Below are 14,107 nucleotides of genomic sequence, written 5' to 3' on the forward strand. Positions count from 1 at the left end.
CCAATTTAATGATCAGTATTTTGCAATAAAAAATGTAGCAATGTCGCGGCGTGTCAGGCAAGGGGCTTGCCTGCCAACCGGCACAATCCCGCCCATGACCACGTCTCTTCCCCGGCGCAAACGCCCTGCGAGCGCCGCCACGGCCGCAGCGGCCACGCATCCCGACGCGGCTGAGTTGCGTCCCGGCCAGTCCATCGCGCTGCTGCAAGAGCTGCATCTGCTCACGCGCGAGGGGCGGCTCAACCAGGATGCGCGGCGCAAGCTCAAGCAGATCTATCACCTGTACCAATTCATCGAGCCCCTGCTGCAAGAGTGCGCAGCGCATGGCCATGACCCCGCGTTCGGCCCCACGCTGGCCGACCTCGGTGCAGGCAAGTCGTACCTGGGCTTCATCCTCTACGACTTGTATTTCAAGCCGCTCGGGCGCGGCTGGGTCTATGGCATAGAAACGCGCCCCGAGCTCGTCGAAAAATCGCGCGCCCTGGCGCAGCGCCTGGGCTTCGAGCGCATGCGCTTTTTGAACCTCCCGGCCGCCGCGTCGGCGCAGGCTGCCGAACTACCAGAGCGCATCGACATCGTCACGGCGCTGCACGCCTGCGACACCGCCACCGACGATGCGATCGACTTCGGGCTGCAAAAAAAGGCGCGCGCCATGGTGCTCGTGCCCTGCTGCCAGGCCGAAGTCGCGGCCTGCCTGCGCCGCGACAAGGCGCAGCACCTCGCGCGCACGCCGCTGGCCGAACTCTGGCGCCACCCGTTACACACGCGCGAATTCGGCAGCCAGCTCACCAACGTGCTGCGCTGCCTGCGCCTCGAAGCCAGCGGCTACCACGTCACCGTGACCGAATTCGTCGGCTGGGAACACAGCCTGAAAAACGAACTCATCATCGCGCGCCACACCGGGCAGAAAAAACGCAGCGCCGCCGAGCGCCTGCACGCCCTTCTGGCCCAATTCGGGCTCGACGCAGCATTGGGGGCGCGCTTTGGGGTGGGGGAGTGAGTGCGTCTTTCCGGCCTATTGCGGGCAAGCCGGAGTAATTCAGGGTCGGGGTATCGGCCCCGATCATGGCGCACCTCACCACGTCTGCGCCAGCCGCACATAAGTCGCCAGCAGCGTGCTCTTGTCCGCGGCGCCGAGCAGTACCGGGTCTTGCGCGGAGCGGATCACGGGCAGGCGTTCGCCGTGGTGTTCGAGAAAGCGCTGCAGCGCTTCGCCCAGTTGCATGTCTTGCGTGAGCGGGCACAGCTCCTGTGTCAGGAGGTCGGCGGCGCGCGGCGGTGGCGCAGTAGGGGTGCGTGCGGCGTGCGCGCTCAGCGCGGGCAGGGGCACCACGCCGAGGAAATGCCGCTGTGCATCAACCACATAGAGATACTTCACGTGCTGCTGCAGAAATAGGCGGCTCATGGTTTCCAGGTCGGCGTCCGGCGGCACCACGGTGTCGGTGGGCTGCACTAGGTCGCGCACGCGCAGCTGCGCGAGGCGCAGCTTTTCGTCGCCATGTTCGCGGCGCTTGATGGTGATCTCGTACATCGAGCCGGCACCGATCGAGCGCGCCACGAAGTAGGCGACCACGCTGCAGGCCATCAGCGGCAGCATGACTTCGTAGCGCAAGGTCATCTCGAAGATCATCAGGATGGCCATCAAGGGCGCCTGCGTGGCCGCGGCGAGAAAGGCGCCCATACCCGTGACCGCGTAGGCCACGGGCGCGGCCGAGGCGGCGGGCCACAAGGCGTGCACGCCCAGGCCGAACAGCTCGCCCACGAAGCAGCCGCAAAACAGCGCGGGCGTGAACACGCCGCCCACCGCGCCCGAGCCCACGGTGGCAAAGGTGGCCACCATCTTCGCGGCGAGCAGCAAAAGCAGCCAGCTCCAGCCCATACTGTCGCCCTGTTGCAGCACCTGGTTGACCACGCTGTAGCCGTTGCCCCAAACCTGCGGCAGCCAGATCGAAATCAGCCCCACCACCAACCCCCCGAGCGCGAGCCGCAGCGGCAGCGGCGGCGCTAGGCGCGCGAACAGGTGCTTGCTGCGGTTCATGCCCTGCAGAAACAGCGCCGCGCCGCCGCCCATGAAGAGGCCCAGCAGCGCGAACAGCGCCACCTCGGGCCCGGTGACTTCGGCAAACGCGGGCAGGGTGTAGGGCGGTGCGCCCAGGCCGAAGCGCTGCATGGTGATGTGGCCGCAGACCGAGGCGATCAAAATCGGCCCCACGCTTTCCATGGCGATCGAGCCGAGCACGATTTCGGCGATGAAAAACGCCGCCGCGATCGGCGCGCTGTACGCTGCGGTGATACCGGCTGCCGCTCCGCAGGCCACGAGCAGGCGCAAGTGTTCGACGGGAAAGCGCAACCGCTGCCCGAGCACGGACGCGCACAGCGCCGCGAGCTGCACCATGGAGCCCTCGCGCCCGATCGAGCCACCGCTGGCGATGGAGAGCAGCGACGAGGCGCTGCGCACCAGCGTCTGCGCCACGGGGATGCGCCCGTCGCCCAGCACCACGGCTTCCATGTAGTCGGACGCTTCGCTTTGCGGCCTGCCTTGCCGGGCGCTGCGTTGTGCGAGGCGCCGCGCGAGCACCAGCAGCAGCCCGGCCAGCAGGCCGCCCACCGTCGGACTCAGCAGGCGTGCCCACCAGGGCAGGCTTTGCGCGATGGCCACCAGGCTGCCGCCGCGGCCCAGCGCCAGGCGGTCGAGTGCATAGAGCAGAAAGCGAAATCCCAGCGTTGCCAAGGCACCCAGAAAACCAGCCACCATCGCCCAAAGCAAGGTACTTTGCCACTGCGAAAAATGTAGCATTCGTTGCCAAAACAAACGCCGCGCAAGGCGGCGCGTGAAGGTGAAAGGGGCGCGCGACATGGATGCGTGTGTGAAGAAGTGGGGTGGGGCGTTCAAGATCCCATCGCCACGCCCATGGCGGCCAGCAAGAGCGTGAGCAGGCACACGCGCACGTTGCGGCGCAGCGTGGGCAGCAGCGCGGCGGTGTGGTGCGCGTGGTGCATTGCGCCGTGCACGGTTCGTGCGGCCAAGGGCGCGGTGAGCAGCCCCAGCAGCGCAGGGCGCGGCAAGCCCAGCGCCCCGACACACGCGAGCAAGGCGCCGTAAGCGAGCAGGTATTGCAGGGCGAGCACGGGCCAGGTGCGCGATGGGCCCAGCACCATGGGCAGCGTGCGCCGGCCCACGCGGCGGTCGGCTTCGATGTCGGGGTACTGGTTGAGTAGCAACAGCGCATTGGCAAGGCCAAAAGGCAGCAGCGCCGCGACGGCCATGGTGGCGATGGCCTGTGGGCCCGGGCCGTCGAGCAGCACTGCGGTCGTGCCCAGCGTCATCAGCGGACCAAAGCCCAGGCCCGGCGCGAGCAGGCACAGCCAGGGGTGGCGCGTGATCCAGGGCGTGTAGGCGGCGGCAAGCGCAAGGCCCGCGAGCCCCTGCGGCAGCAAAAGGGGCCGGCTGGCGGGGTGGTGCCAGAGAAAATACAAGCCCAGCGCGGCGCTCAAGGCCAGGCCGCCGACGCCCAGTCCCAGCGCCACGGCGGCGAGGCGCGGGCGCGCGGGCAGGGTGCCGCTGCCGCCACTGAATGGCGTGCGCTGTGCGCATGCGTCCAGACCCGAGCGGAAGTCGACGTATTCGTTGAGTGCGTTGGTGCCCCCATGCGCGGCGAGCGCGCCCAGGGTGGCGAGTGCTGCATCGCTCCAGTGCAACGCGTTGCCGCCGTGCTGTGCGAGCCAGCGGCAGCAAGCCACCGCCCAGGCCATGCAGGCGAGCGTGAGCAACAAAAAAGGCATGCGCGCCGGGCCCCACCAGGGCGCGCAAGGCGTGCGCGTGGCGGCGTCTGTGCGCGCCGGCGCCTGGTTGGCGGTGTCGGTGCCGGGCAGGGAAGATGAGGCCGCAGAGGTGGCGGGCAAGTCTGGCATACGGGCGTATTGTTTCGCGTGTTGATCACCGCAACCGCCACCGGCACGCAGGTGGCGGGCAAGTCTGGCATACGGGCGTATTGTTTCATCGAACGTTCCACCGAACGTGCGCTTGGCGTCCTTTTTGCTTGCAAAGTTGCCAATGCACGGCTACAATGGCCGGCTAACGACCGAGCGGGCGGGAATCAACCGCCCCTTTTTTTTGGCTCGGTCATCGTGGGTTATCGGTTCGGGAGCTCGAAGCCTTGGGATTTCTGTTGTTGACCGCAGATTTTTCAGGGTTGTCGGGTTTTTGTTTTTTCTGGCGGGGAACGGATTTTTGTGGCATTGCAGCGAGTCGTCGAAGAAGTGGTGCGCGGGCTGGGTTACGACCTGGTGGAGGTCGAGCGCTCTGCGGGGGGCTTGCTGCGCGTGACCATAGACATGCCATGGGCGCCGCCGCAGGCGGCCGCCGGGCAGGTCGCCGCGTCGAGCGGGCCGGTGGAGTCGGCAGAGCCCGCTGGGCCGATCGAGCCAGTCGAGCCAGTCGAGCGCTTCGTGACCGTGGAGGACTGCGAGCGGGTCACGCGTCAGCTGCAGTTTGCGCTCGAGGTCGAGGGGGTCGATTACAAGCGCCTCGAGGTGTCTTCGCCGGGCATAGACCGGCCGCTGCGCCATGAGCAGGATTTCGTGCGCTTCACGGGGGCGGTGATCGACATCACCCTCAAGGCGCCCATAGGCGGTGCGGCGGCGGGCCAAGTGCATGCGCTGCGCAAGAAGTTTCGCGGCACGCTGGAGCGCTCCGATGCGGGGGGCTGGCAGATCGTCTGGAGCGATGCGCCCGCGCCCAAGCCTGGGCAGAGGGTGAGCAAAAAGCGTGCGCCCGCGCCCGTGCAGGTGCTGGGCTTTACGCTCGACGAGCTGCGCGAGGCGCGGCTTGCGCCCATCGTGGACTTCAAAGGGCGCGGTGCCTGAGCGGCGGCGCAAGCCGCACGCGCCGCGGGCACAAGGATTGGATTACAGGAGAGTTGTCGCATGAATCGCGAATTGTTGATGTTGATCGATGCCATCTCGCGCGAGAAGAACGTGGAGCGCGACGTGGTGCAGGCTGCCGTCGAGGCGGCGCTCGCGCAGGCCACGAAAAAGCTCTACAAGGGTGATGTGGATATCCGCGTGGCGGTCGATCGTGATACGGGCGACTACGAGACTTTCCGCCGCTGGCTGGTCGTGCCCGACGAGGCCGGCTTGCAAAACCCCGACGCCGAAGAGCTGCTCATGGACGCGCGCGAGCGTGTGCCAGGCATCCAGGTGGGTGAATACATCGAAGAGCCCGTCGAGTCGGTGCCGATCGGGCGCATCGGTGCGATGGCGGCCAAGCAGGTGATCCTGCAAAAAATCCGCGATGCCGAGCGCGAGACGCTGCTCAGCGACTTTTTGAGCCGCGGCGAAAAAATCTTCAGCGGTACCGTCAAGCGCATGGACAAGGGCGACCTGATCATCGAGAGCGGCCGCGTCGAAGGGCGCCTCAAGCGCAGCGAGATGATCCCCAAGGAGAACCTGCGCATCGGTGACCGGGTACGCGCCGTCATCCTCGAGATCGATCCGACGCTGCGCAGTGCGCCCATCATCCTCTCGCGTGCTGCGCCCGAGTTCATGATCGAGCTGTTTCGCCAGGAAGTGCCCGAGATCGAGCAAGGTTTGCTCGAAATCAAAAGTTGCGCGCGCGACCCCGGCAGCCGCGCGAAGATCGCGGTGCTGAGCCACGACAAGCGCATCGACCCGATAGGCACCTGCGTGGGGGTGCGCGGCTCGCGCGTGAACGCCGTGAGCAACGAGCTCGCGGGCGAGCGCATCGACATCGTGCTGTGGTCGGAAGACCCGGCGCAGTTCGTGATCGGCGCGCTTGCGCCGGCCAACGTGCAGTCCATCGTGGTCGATGAGGAAAAGCACGCGATGGACGTGGTGGTCGATGAAGAAAACCTCGCCATCGCGATCGGCCGCGGCGGCCAGAACGTGCGTCTGGCCTCTGAGCTCACGGGCTGGAAGATCAACATCATGGACGCGGCCGAGTCGGCGCAAAAGCAGGCCGAGGAAACCGCGGCGCTGCGCAAGCTGTTCATGGAAAAGCTCGACGTCGATGAGGAGATCGCCGACATCCTGGTCGCCGAAGGGTTTTCGAGCCTCGAAGAAGTCGCCTACGTGCCGCTGCAGGAAATGCTGGCGATCGAGTCGCTGGACGAGGACACGGTCAATGAACTGCGCGCGCGCGCCAAGGATGCGCTGCTGACGATGGAAATCGCGCGCGAAGAAGGCGTAGAGGAGCTGTCGCAAGACCTGCGCGACATCGAAGGGCTCACGGCCGAGACGATCGCCAAGCTGGCGGAACACGGCGTGCACACGCGCGACGATCTGGCCGACCTGGCCGTCGATGAACTGACGGCCATCACCGGCCAATCCGAGGAAGAGGCCAAAGCCTTGATCATGAAAGCGCGCGAACACTGGTTTGCGGGCCAGCAATGAGGGTCAGGGAGGCACGAAGCATTTATGTCCAGTAATACCGTTGCAGAGTTCGCCACCGAACTCAAGAAATCCCCGGCCGTCCTGCTCGACCAGTTGCGCGCCGCAGGCGTGGCCAAGGCCAGCGCTTCCGACCGGCTCACCGAGGTCGACAAGCAAAAGCTGCTCGCCTACTTGCAGGCCAGCCACGGCACCGCTTCGGGCGACCGCAAAAAGATCACCCTGGTGAAGAAATCCACCACCGAGATCAAGCAGGCCGATGCGAGCGGCAAGGCGCGCACCATCCAGGTCGAGGTGCGCAAAAAACGCACCTTCATCAAGCGCGAGGACACGGCCGAGGCGGGCGCCGAGATGCCTGCCGCGGCGCAAGCGCAGCCGCAGGTGCAAGCGCACGAGGAGCTCCAGGAGCACGAATGGGAGCGCCGCGAGGAAGAGGCGCGCCAGCAGGCCGAGCTGATCCGGCGCCAGGAAGAAGCGCTGGCGCAGGAGCGGCGCGAGCGCGAAGCGCGCGAGCAACAAGAGCGCGAAGAGCGCGCGCGGCGCGAGCGTGAAGCCGACGAACGCGCCGCTGCCTACGCTGCGCAAGAGGCCGAAAAGAAAGCCAAGGCCACGGCGGCCCAGCAAGAGGCAGTGCGCGAGCAGGCCGAAGAGGCTGCAGCGCGTGCGGCGCAGCAGCAGGCCGAGCGTGAAAAGGCCGAGGCCGAGTCCAAAGCGCGCGCCGCAGAAGAGGCCGCGCGTGCCGCGGACCTCGAAGCGCGCCGGCGCAAGGCCGAGGCCGAGGCTGCGGCCATTCGTTCCATGCTGGCCACGCCCAAAAAATCCGTGATGGTGGCCAAGAAGGAAGAGAAAAAAGAAGAGCCCAAACCCGCGGCCAAGCCTGCGGGCGACGCCAAAAAAGGCACTTTGCACAAGCCGGCGGCCCAGGCGGGTGCCGGTGCGGGCGGCGCTGCGCGCACGGCGGCGCCGGCCGCGCCTGGCGGCAGCAAGGAAGTCAAGTCGGCCAAGCTGTCGTCGAGCTGGGCGGGCGACGCGGCCAAGAAAAAAGAGATCAAGACGCGCGGCGATACGAGCAGCGGCGTGGGGCGCAGCGCCTGGCGCGCCGGCCCCAAAGGGCGCCGTGGCCACGAGCGCGACCAGCGCGACGACCAGCGCCAGCAGTCGGCTGCGCCTGAGGCGCGCGTGCTCGAAGTGCACGTGCCCGAGACCATCACCGTGGCCGAGCTCGCGCACAAGATGTCGGTCAAGGCGTCGGAAGTGATCAAGGTGCTCATGAAGATGGGGCAGATGGTCACGATCAACCAGCCGCTGGACCAGGACACGGCGATGATCGCGGTCGAGGAACTGGGCCACAAGGCCGTGGTGGCCGCGCTCGACGACCCCGAGGCGTTCGCCGAGGAAGATGCCGCGCACGCCAACGTGCCGCTGCTGCCGCGCCCGCCCGTGGTGACCGTGATGGGCCACGTCGATCATGGCAAGACTTCGCTGCTCGACTACATCCGTCGCGCCAAGGTGGCCGCGGGCGAGGCCGGTGGCATCACGCAACACATCGGCGCCTACCACGTGCAGACGCAGCGCGGCACCATCACCTTCCTCGACACGCCGGGCCACGAGGCGTTCACGGCCATGCGCGCGCGCGGCGCCCAGGCCACCGACATCGTGATCCTGGTCGTGGCCGCCGACGACGGCGTGATGCCGCAGACGAAAGAGGCGATCAAGCACGCCAAGGCTGCGGGCGTGCCCATCGTGGTCGCGGTGAACAAGATCGACAAGCCCGACGCCAACCCCGATCGCGTCAAGCAGGAGCTCATCGCCGAGGAGGTGGTGCCCGAGGAGTACGGCGGCGATGCGCCCTTCGTTCCGGTGTCGGCCAAGACCGGCCAGGGCATCGACGAGCTGCTCGAGCAGGTGTTGCTGCAAGCCGAAGTGCTGGAGCTCAAGGCGCCGGTCGATGCGCCGGCCAAGGGCTTGGTGATCGAAGCCAAGCTCGACAAGGGCCGCGGCCCCGTGGCCACGGTGCTCGTGCAGTCGGGCACGCTCAAGGTGGGCGACGTGGTGCTGGCCGGCCAGACCTACGGCCGCGTGCGCGCCATGCTCGACGAAAACGGCCGTTCGGTGAAGTCCGCCGGGCCCTCGATCCCGGTCGAAATCCTGGGCCTGACCGAAGTGCCGCAGGCCGGCGACGAGTTCATGGTGCTCAGCGACGAGCGCCGTGCGCGCGAGATCGCCACCTACCGCGCGGGCAAGTTCCGCAACACCAAGCTCGCCAAGCAGCAGGCCGCGAAGCTCGAAAACATGTTTGCCGAGATGACGGCGGGCGAGGTCAAGACCCTGCCCATCATCCTCAAGGCCGACGTGCAGGGCTCGCAGGAGGCGCTGGCGCAGTCGCTGCTCAAGCTCTCGACCGACGAGGTCAAGGTGCAGCTCGTGTACGCGGGTGTGGGTGGCATCAGCGAGTCCGACATCAACCTCGCGATCGCGTCCAAGGCGGTGGTGATCGGCTTCAACGTGCGCGCCGACGCGAATGCACGCAAGCTCGCCGAGAGCAATGGCGTGGACATCCGCTACTACAACATCATCTACGACGCCGTCGATGACCTGAAGGCGGCCATGTCGGGCATGCTCGCACCCGAGCAGCGAGAGGAAGTCATAGGCACGGCGGAGATCCGCACGGTGTTCGTGGCCTCCAAGATCGGTACCGTGGCGGGTTGCTACGTCACCTCGGGCGTGGTGCGGCGCGATGCGCGTTTCCGCCTGCTGCGCGACAACGTGGTCATCTACACGGGTGAGATCGAGTCGCTCAAGCGCATGAAGGACGACGTGCGCGAGGTCAAGGAAGGCTTCGAGTGCGGTATCAAGCTCAAGAACTACAACGACATCAAAGAGGGCGACCAGCTCGAGTTCTTTGAAATCAAGCAAATCGCCCGCACCTTGTGATGAAAATGGCTGTCAGTGCTCGTTCATCGAGCGCTGGCAGCTATGGTTTTTGATTCAAAGTCCGTCCGTCCCACCGTTCCATGCCACGCAAGAGCACCGTTCCCAACCGCGGCTACCGCATTGCCGACCAGATCCAGCGCGACTTGTCGGAGCTGATCGCACGCGAGCTCAAGGATCCGCGCGTGGGCATGGTGACGCTGCAAAGCGTCGAAATCTCGCCCGACTATGCGCACGCGAAAGTGTTTTTCAGCGTGCTCACGGGCGACCCGCTGGTGGCGCAAGAGGCGCTCAACCACGCCGCAGGGCATTTGCGCAATCACTTGTTCAAGCGCCTGCACATCCACACCGTGCCCACGCTGCACTTCATCTATGACCGCACGACCGAGCGTGCGGCAGACATGAACGCCTTGATCGCCAAGGCGGTTTCCTCGCGCGCCAAAGACGAATAAGCGATGAACGCGCCACGCACCAGGGTGCAGCGGCGCCCTGTGCATGGGGTGTTGCTGCTCGACAAACCGCTAGCCCTCTCGAGCAACCAGGCTTTGCAAAAGGCCAAGTGGCTGCTGCGCGCCGAAAAGGCCGGGCACACGGGCACGCTCGACCCGCTTGCCACGGGCGTGCTGCCGCTGTGCTTTGGTGCCGCGACCAAGTTCAGCGCGCTACACCTGGACGCCGACAAGAGCTACGAAGCCACCCTGCTGCTCGGCGTGAGCACCACGACGGGCGACGCCGAAGGCGAGGTGAGCGCACGCTGCGACGTGCCACCGATCACGCCCGCGCTGCTCGAAGCCGTGCGCCAGCGCTTTTTGGGCCGCATCCGTCAGGTGCCGCCCATGCACAGCGCGCTCAAGAAAGACGGCAAGGCGCTGTACGAATACGCACGCGCCGGTGTCGAAGTCGAGCGTGCGCCGCGCGAGGTCACGATTCATGCATTGAATCTGGCCTTGACGCAGACGCAGCAAGCGCAAGCAGCTATCGAAATCAAAGTAAAGTGCAGCAAAGGCACCTACATCCGCACGCTGGGCGAGGACATAGCCCGCGCCTTAGGCTGCGGCGGGCATCTGACGCGGCTGCGGCGCACGGCCACGGGGCCGTTTAGCGAGGCGCAGTGCCTCACGCTCGCGCAGCTCGAAGCCATGGACGAGGCGCAGCGCCTGCGCGCCCTGCTGCCGCCCGAGGTGCTGCTGGCCGCACACGTGCCTGTCACGCTCGCGGATGAGCATGCCGGGCGCTTTTTGTGCGGCGCGCGTCTGCGCGGGCGCTGGCCCGATGCGGCGCAAGTCGCCGTGTTTGCCGAGCGTCCGCGCGTGCTGCTGGGCAGCGCGCATGTCCAGGCGGGCGAGCTCGTGCCCGACCGCCTGCTGAGCCCCATCGAAGTTCAACAAATCCTGCAAAACTTGCCGCCCGCCTCGGCCGGCGGCCCATCGGAAACACCATGAGCCAACAAATTCGCAACATCGCCATCATCGCCCACGTGGACCACGGCAAGACGACCATGGTCGATCAACTGCTGCGCCAGTCGGGCACCTTTGCCGCGCACGAAAAAGTGGTCGATACCGTGATGGACAACAACGCCATCGAGCGCGAGCGCGGCATCACCATCCTGGCCAAGAACTGCGCCGTGAGCTGGGGCGGCACGCACATCAACATCGTCGACACCCCGGGCCACGCGGACTTCGGCGGTGAGGTCGAGCGCGCGCTCTCCATGGTCGATGGCGTGCTGCTGCTGATCGACGCGCAAGAAGGCCCGATGCCGCAGACGCGCTTCGTCACCAAAAAAGCGCTCGCGCTGGGCTTGAAGCCCATCGTCGTGGTCAACAAGGTGGACAAGCCCGGCGCCAATCCCGACAAGGTCATCAACGCTGCGTTCGACCTGTTCGACAAACTCGGCGCGACCGACGAGCAGCTCGACTTTCCCGTGGTCTATGCCTCGGGCATCAACGGCTGGGCCTCGCTGCAAGAGGGCGCGCCCGGCGAGCAGTGGGGGCCGGACATGTCGGCGCTGTTCGAAACCATCCTGAAGCACGTGCCTGCGCACCAGGGCGACCCGAGCGCGCCGCTGCAGCTGCAGATTTCGGCGCTCGACTACAACAGCTTCGTCGGCCGCATCGGCGTGGGCCGCATCAACGCGGGCACGCTGCGCCCAGGGCAGGACGTGCTCGTGATGGAAGGGCCCGAGGGCAAGTCGTTCAAAGGCCGCGTGAACCAGGTGCTGACCTTCGAGGGGCTCGATCGCGTGCAGGTCACCGAGGCCGGGCCGGGCGACATCGTGCTCATCAACGGCATCGAAGACATAGGCATAGGCGTCACCGTGACCGACCCGGCGAACCCGCGCCCGCTGCCCATGCTGCAGGTCGATGAGCCCACGCTGACCATGAACTTCTGCGTCAACACCAGCCCGCTCGCGGGGCGCGAGGGCAAGTTCGTCACGAGCCGCCAGATCTGGGACCGGCTGCAAAAAGAGCTGCAAAGCAACGTCGCGCTGCGCGTGAAGGAAACCGACGAGGACGGCGTGTTCGAAGTCTCGGGCCGCGGCGAGCTGCACCTGACCATCCTGCTCGAAAACATGCGCCGCGAGGGCTACGAGCTCGCCGTGGGCAAGCCGCGCGTGGTGTTCAAGGAGATCAACGGTGAGCGCTGCGAGCCCATAGAGCTCGTGACCGCCGACATCGAAGAAGGCCACCAGGGCGGCGTGATGCAGGCGCTGGGCGAGCGCAAGGGCGAGCTCGTGAACATGGAGCCCGACGGGCGCGGGCGCGTGCGGCTCGAATATCGCATCCCGGCGCGCGGCTTGATCGGCTTTTCGAACGAGTTTTTGAACCTCACGCGCGGCTCGGGGCTGATCAGCAACATCTTCGACGGCTACGAGCCGTACAAGGGCGAGATCGGCGGGCGCAAGAACGGCGTGCTGATTTCGATGGACGACGGCGAAATCTTCACCTACGCGCTGGGCAAGCTCGACGACCGCGGGCGCATGTTCGTGAAGGCGGGCGATCCGGTGTATGAGGGCATGATCGTGGGCATCCACAGCCGCGACAACGACCTCGTGGTGAACGCCACGCGCACCAAGCAGCTGACCAATTTCCGCGTCAGCGGCAAAGAAGACGCGATCAAGATCACGCCGCCGATCGAGCTCACGCTCGAATACGCGGTGGAATTCATCGAGGACGACGAGCTCGTCGAGATCACGCCCAAAAGCATCCGCCTGCGCAAGCGCTTTTTGAAGGAGCACGAGCGCAAGCGCGCAAGCCGCGAAAATGCCTGATGTGTGCCACCACCAGACGAAAGGAGCAAAGATGACGACGCAACCCACTGAACAGAATGCAGAAGTCCAAAGCGAAGTGCGCGGCGGCGTGGGCCTGATCACGCTGAACCGCCCGCGTGCGCTCAATGCGCTGTCGCTCGGCATGGTGCGCGCGCTCATGGGGGTGCTGCTCGCATGGCAGCATGACGCGCGCGTGCAGGCCGTGGCGATCCGCGGCAATGGCAAGGACGGGCCGTTCGGCGTGTTCTGCGCGGGCGGCGACATCCGCTTTTTGCACGAGGCCGGCAGCAAAGGCGACCCGAAGATTGAGGACTTCTTCACCGAGGAGTACGTGCTCAACCACTTCACGCACAACTATCCCAAGCCCTACATCGCATTCATGGACGGCATCGTCATGGGCGGCGGCATGGGCATCAGCCAGGGCGGCAGCCTGCGCATCGTGACCGAGCGCACCAAAATGGCCATGCCGGAGACGGGCATAGGCCTGTTCCCCGACGTGGGCGGCGGCTACTTTCTCTCGCGCTGCCCCGGCCACGTGGGCGAGTGGCTCGCGCTCACGGGCGAGACCATCGGCGCGGGCGACGCGATCGCCTTCGGCCTCGCCGACGGCTGCCTGCCCGCTGCACAGCAGGCCGAGGTGTGGGAGGCGATCGCCACGCAGGGCTTTGCCGACGGCGCCGCGATCGAGGCCATCATCAAAGCAAAATTCGTAGCTGCCAGCGCAGACCTCGCAAGCCTCAGAGCCCAAATCGACCACTATTTTTCGCTGCCCACGGTGCGCGACATCGTGCAGGCGCTCGAAGCCGCCGACAGCGACTGGGCGCGCGCCACCGCGGCCACGCTGCGCCGCCGCTCGCCGCTCATGCTGCACGTGGTGCTGGAGCAGATCCGCCGCGCGCGCCACCTGGGCCTGGCCGACGATTTGCGCATGGAGCGCGACATCGTGCGCCACTGCTTCTTCCTGCGCCCCGGCCAGAGCGAGACCGTCGAAGGCATACGCGCGCTCGCCATCGACAAAGACCAGCAGCCGCGCTGGAACCCTCCGCGCATCGAAGACGTCACGCCCGAGATGTGGCAACCCTTTTTTGAAAGCCCCTGGCCCACGTGGGCGCATCCGCTGCGCATGCTCTCATGATGGTAGCTGCAAGCGCTTGATGGTCAATGTTTTCAGAGATGAAAGTGTCTGAAACCAATGTAAATAGAGCGCTGGCAGCTTCTGTATTGGTAGCGAGTGGTTTTACCCCAGATTGTCCATTAGGCGGTGCTGCGCACCTACGCGGGCGTTGGCGGAAGGCTGCCGGTCATTTTGGCCGCAGCAAAGAAACCCGTCATTGCGAGCCCCGCAGGGGCGCGGCAATCCAGTCCCGTCCTTCGCAGCGTGCGCAGGCGCTGTTGCCAAGGCCCCATGGATTGCCGCGGGCCTTCGGCTCTCGCAATGACGGGGAACGATAATCCCGCGTCCGAATGAACAATCTGGGTTTACGCGCGCTCCGCTTCCCG

The 14,107-nt window shown here is 66.2% G+C and carries 10 protein-coding genes; 8 read left to right on the forward strand and 2 right to left on the reverse strand.

The window, feature by feature from the left end; translation table 11 throughout:
* Nucleotides 1–94: 94 nt before the first annotated feature.
* Nucleotides 95–1,000 (forward strand): class I SAM-dependent methyltransferase, encoded by a 906-nt coding sequence (locus tag DFR45_RS05390; RefSeq protein ID WP_114482642.1) that lies wholly within the window; start codon nucleotides 95–97, stop codon nucleotides 998–1,000.
* Between the two features lie 75 nt (nucleotides 1,001–1,075).
* Here the strand turns inward: DFR45_RS05390 and DFR45_RS05395 are convergent, their stop codons facing one another.
* On the reverse strand, nucleotides 1,076–2,857 hold the full coding sequence (locus DFR45_RS05395) for a ClcB-like voltage-gated chloride channel protein (RefSeq protein WP_199755284.1): 1,782 nt from the start codon (nucleotides 2,855–2,857) through the stop codon (nucleotides 1,076–1,078).
* A gap of 32 nt (nucleotides 2,858–2,889) precedes the next feature.
* Nucleotides 2,890–3,912: a prenyltransferase gene (locus DFR45_RS14590; protein ID WP_199755285.1), complete on the reverse strand. Its 1,023-nt coding sequence runs from the start codon at nucleotides 3,910–3,912 to the stop codon at nucleotides 2,890–2,892.
* 321 nt (nucleotides 3,913–4,233) lie between these two features.
* Between DFR45_RS14590 and rimP the strand changes: the two genes are divergently transcribed.
* From rimP to DFR45_RS05435, 7 genes are all read left to right on the forward strand, one after another.
* A complete protein-coding gene (gene rimP / locus DFR45_RS05405) occupies nucleotides 4,234–4,866 on the forward strand; it encodes a ribosome maturation factor RimP (RefSeq protein WP_114482645.1) in 633 nt (210 codons plus the stop codon).
* Nucleotides 4,867–4,926: 60 nt separating this feature from the next.
* Nucleotides 4,927–6,411 carry a transcription termination factor NusA gene (gene nusA, locus DFR45_RS05410; RefSeq protein ID WP_114482646.1) on the forward strand — a complete coding sequence of 495 codons (1,485 nt, stop codon included), beginning with the start codon at nucleotides 4,927–4,929 and terminating at the stop codon, nucleotides 6,409–6,411.
* 24 nt (nucleotides 6,412–6,435) lie between these two features.
* A complete protein-coding gene (gene infB, locus DFR45_RS05415; protein WP_114482647.1) occupies nucleotides 6,436–9,342 on the forward strand; it encodes a translation initiation factor IF-2 in 2,907 nt (968 codons plus the stop codon).
* An 80-nt stretch (nucleotides 9,343–9,422) separates the two neighbouring features.
* The gene (gene rbfA, locus DFR45_RS05420; RefSeq protein ID WP_114482648.1) at nucleotides 9,423–9,791 is read left to right on the forward strand and encodes a 30S ribosome-binding factor RbfA; all 369 of its coding nucleotides are present in this window, start codon (nucleotides 9,423–9,425) and stop codon (nucleotides 9,789–9,791) included.
* 3 nt (nucleotides 9,792–9,794) lie between these two features.
* Complete coding sequence (truB, locus tag DFR45_RS05425; protein ID WP_114482649.1) at nucleotides 9,795–10,781, forward strand: tRNA pseudouridine(55) synthase TruB; 987 nt, start codon at nucleotides 9,795–9,797, stop codon at nucleotides 10,779–10,781.
* Nucleotides 10,778–12,607, forward strand: a complete 1,830-nt coding sequence (gene typA / locus DFR45_RS05430; protein WP_114482650.1) for a translational GTPase TypA — start codon at nucleotides 10,778–10,780, stop codon at nucleotides 12,605–12,607. Before truB ends, typA begins: the two co-directional genes overlap by 4 nt.
* Nucleotides 12,608–12,638: 31 nt before the next feature.
* Nucleotides 12,639–13,742, forward strand: coding sequence for an enoyl-CoA hydratase/isomerase family protein (locus DFR45_RS05435; protein ID WP_114482722.1), 1,104 nt, complete (start codon nucleotides 12,639–12,641; stop codon nucleotides 13,740–13,742).
* Nucleotides 13,743–14,107 lie beyond the last annotated feature (365 nt).

The sequence above is a fragment of the Extensimonas vulgaris genome, assembly GCF_003337425.1.
In the GTDB taxonomy this organism is placed as follows: domain Bacteria; phylum Pseudomonadota; class Gammaproteobacteria; order Burkholderiales; family Burkholderiaceae_C; genus Extensimonas; species Extensimonas vulgaris.

Bases quoted from the DNA above. Each gene is read 5' to 3' on its own strand.
- DFR45_RS05390 (WP_114482642.1), top strand. From the start codon at position 95: ATGACCACGTCTCTTCCCCGGCGCAAACGCCCTGCGAGCGCCGCCACG.
- DFR45_RS05395 (WP_199755284.1), bottom strand. From the start codon at position 2,857: ATGTCGCGCGCCCCTTTCACCTTCACGCGCCGCCTTGCGCGGCGTTTG.
- DFR45_RS14590 (WP_199755285.1), bottom strand. From the start codon at position 3,912: ATGCCAGACTTGCCCGCCACCTCTGCGGCCTCATCTTCCCTGCCCGGC.
- nusA (WP_114482646.1), top strand. From the start codon at position 4,927: ATGAATCGCGAATTGTTGATGTTGATCGATGCCATCTCGCGCGAGAAG.
- infB (WP_114482647.1), top strand. From the start codon at position 6,436: ATGTCCAGTAATACCGTTGCAGAGTTCGCCACCGAACTCAAGAAATCC.
- rbfA (WP_114482648.1), top strand. From the start codon at position 9,423: ATGCCACGCAAGAGCACCGTTCCCAACCGCGGCTACCGCATTGCCGAC.
- truB (WP_114482649.1), top strand. From the start codon at position 9,795: ATGAACGCGCCACGCACCAGGGTGCAGCGGCGCCCTGTGCATGGGGTG.
- typA (WP_114482650.1), top strand. From the start codon at position 10,778: ATGAGCCAACAAATTCGCAACATCGCCATCATCGCCCACGTGGACCAC.
- DFR45_RS05435 (WP_114482722.1), top strand. From the start codon at position 12,639: ATGACGACGCAACCCACTGAACAGAATGCAGAAGTCCAAAGCGAAGTG.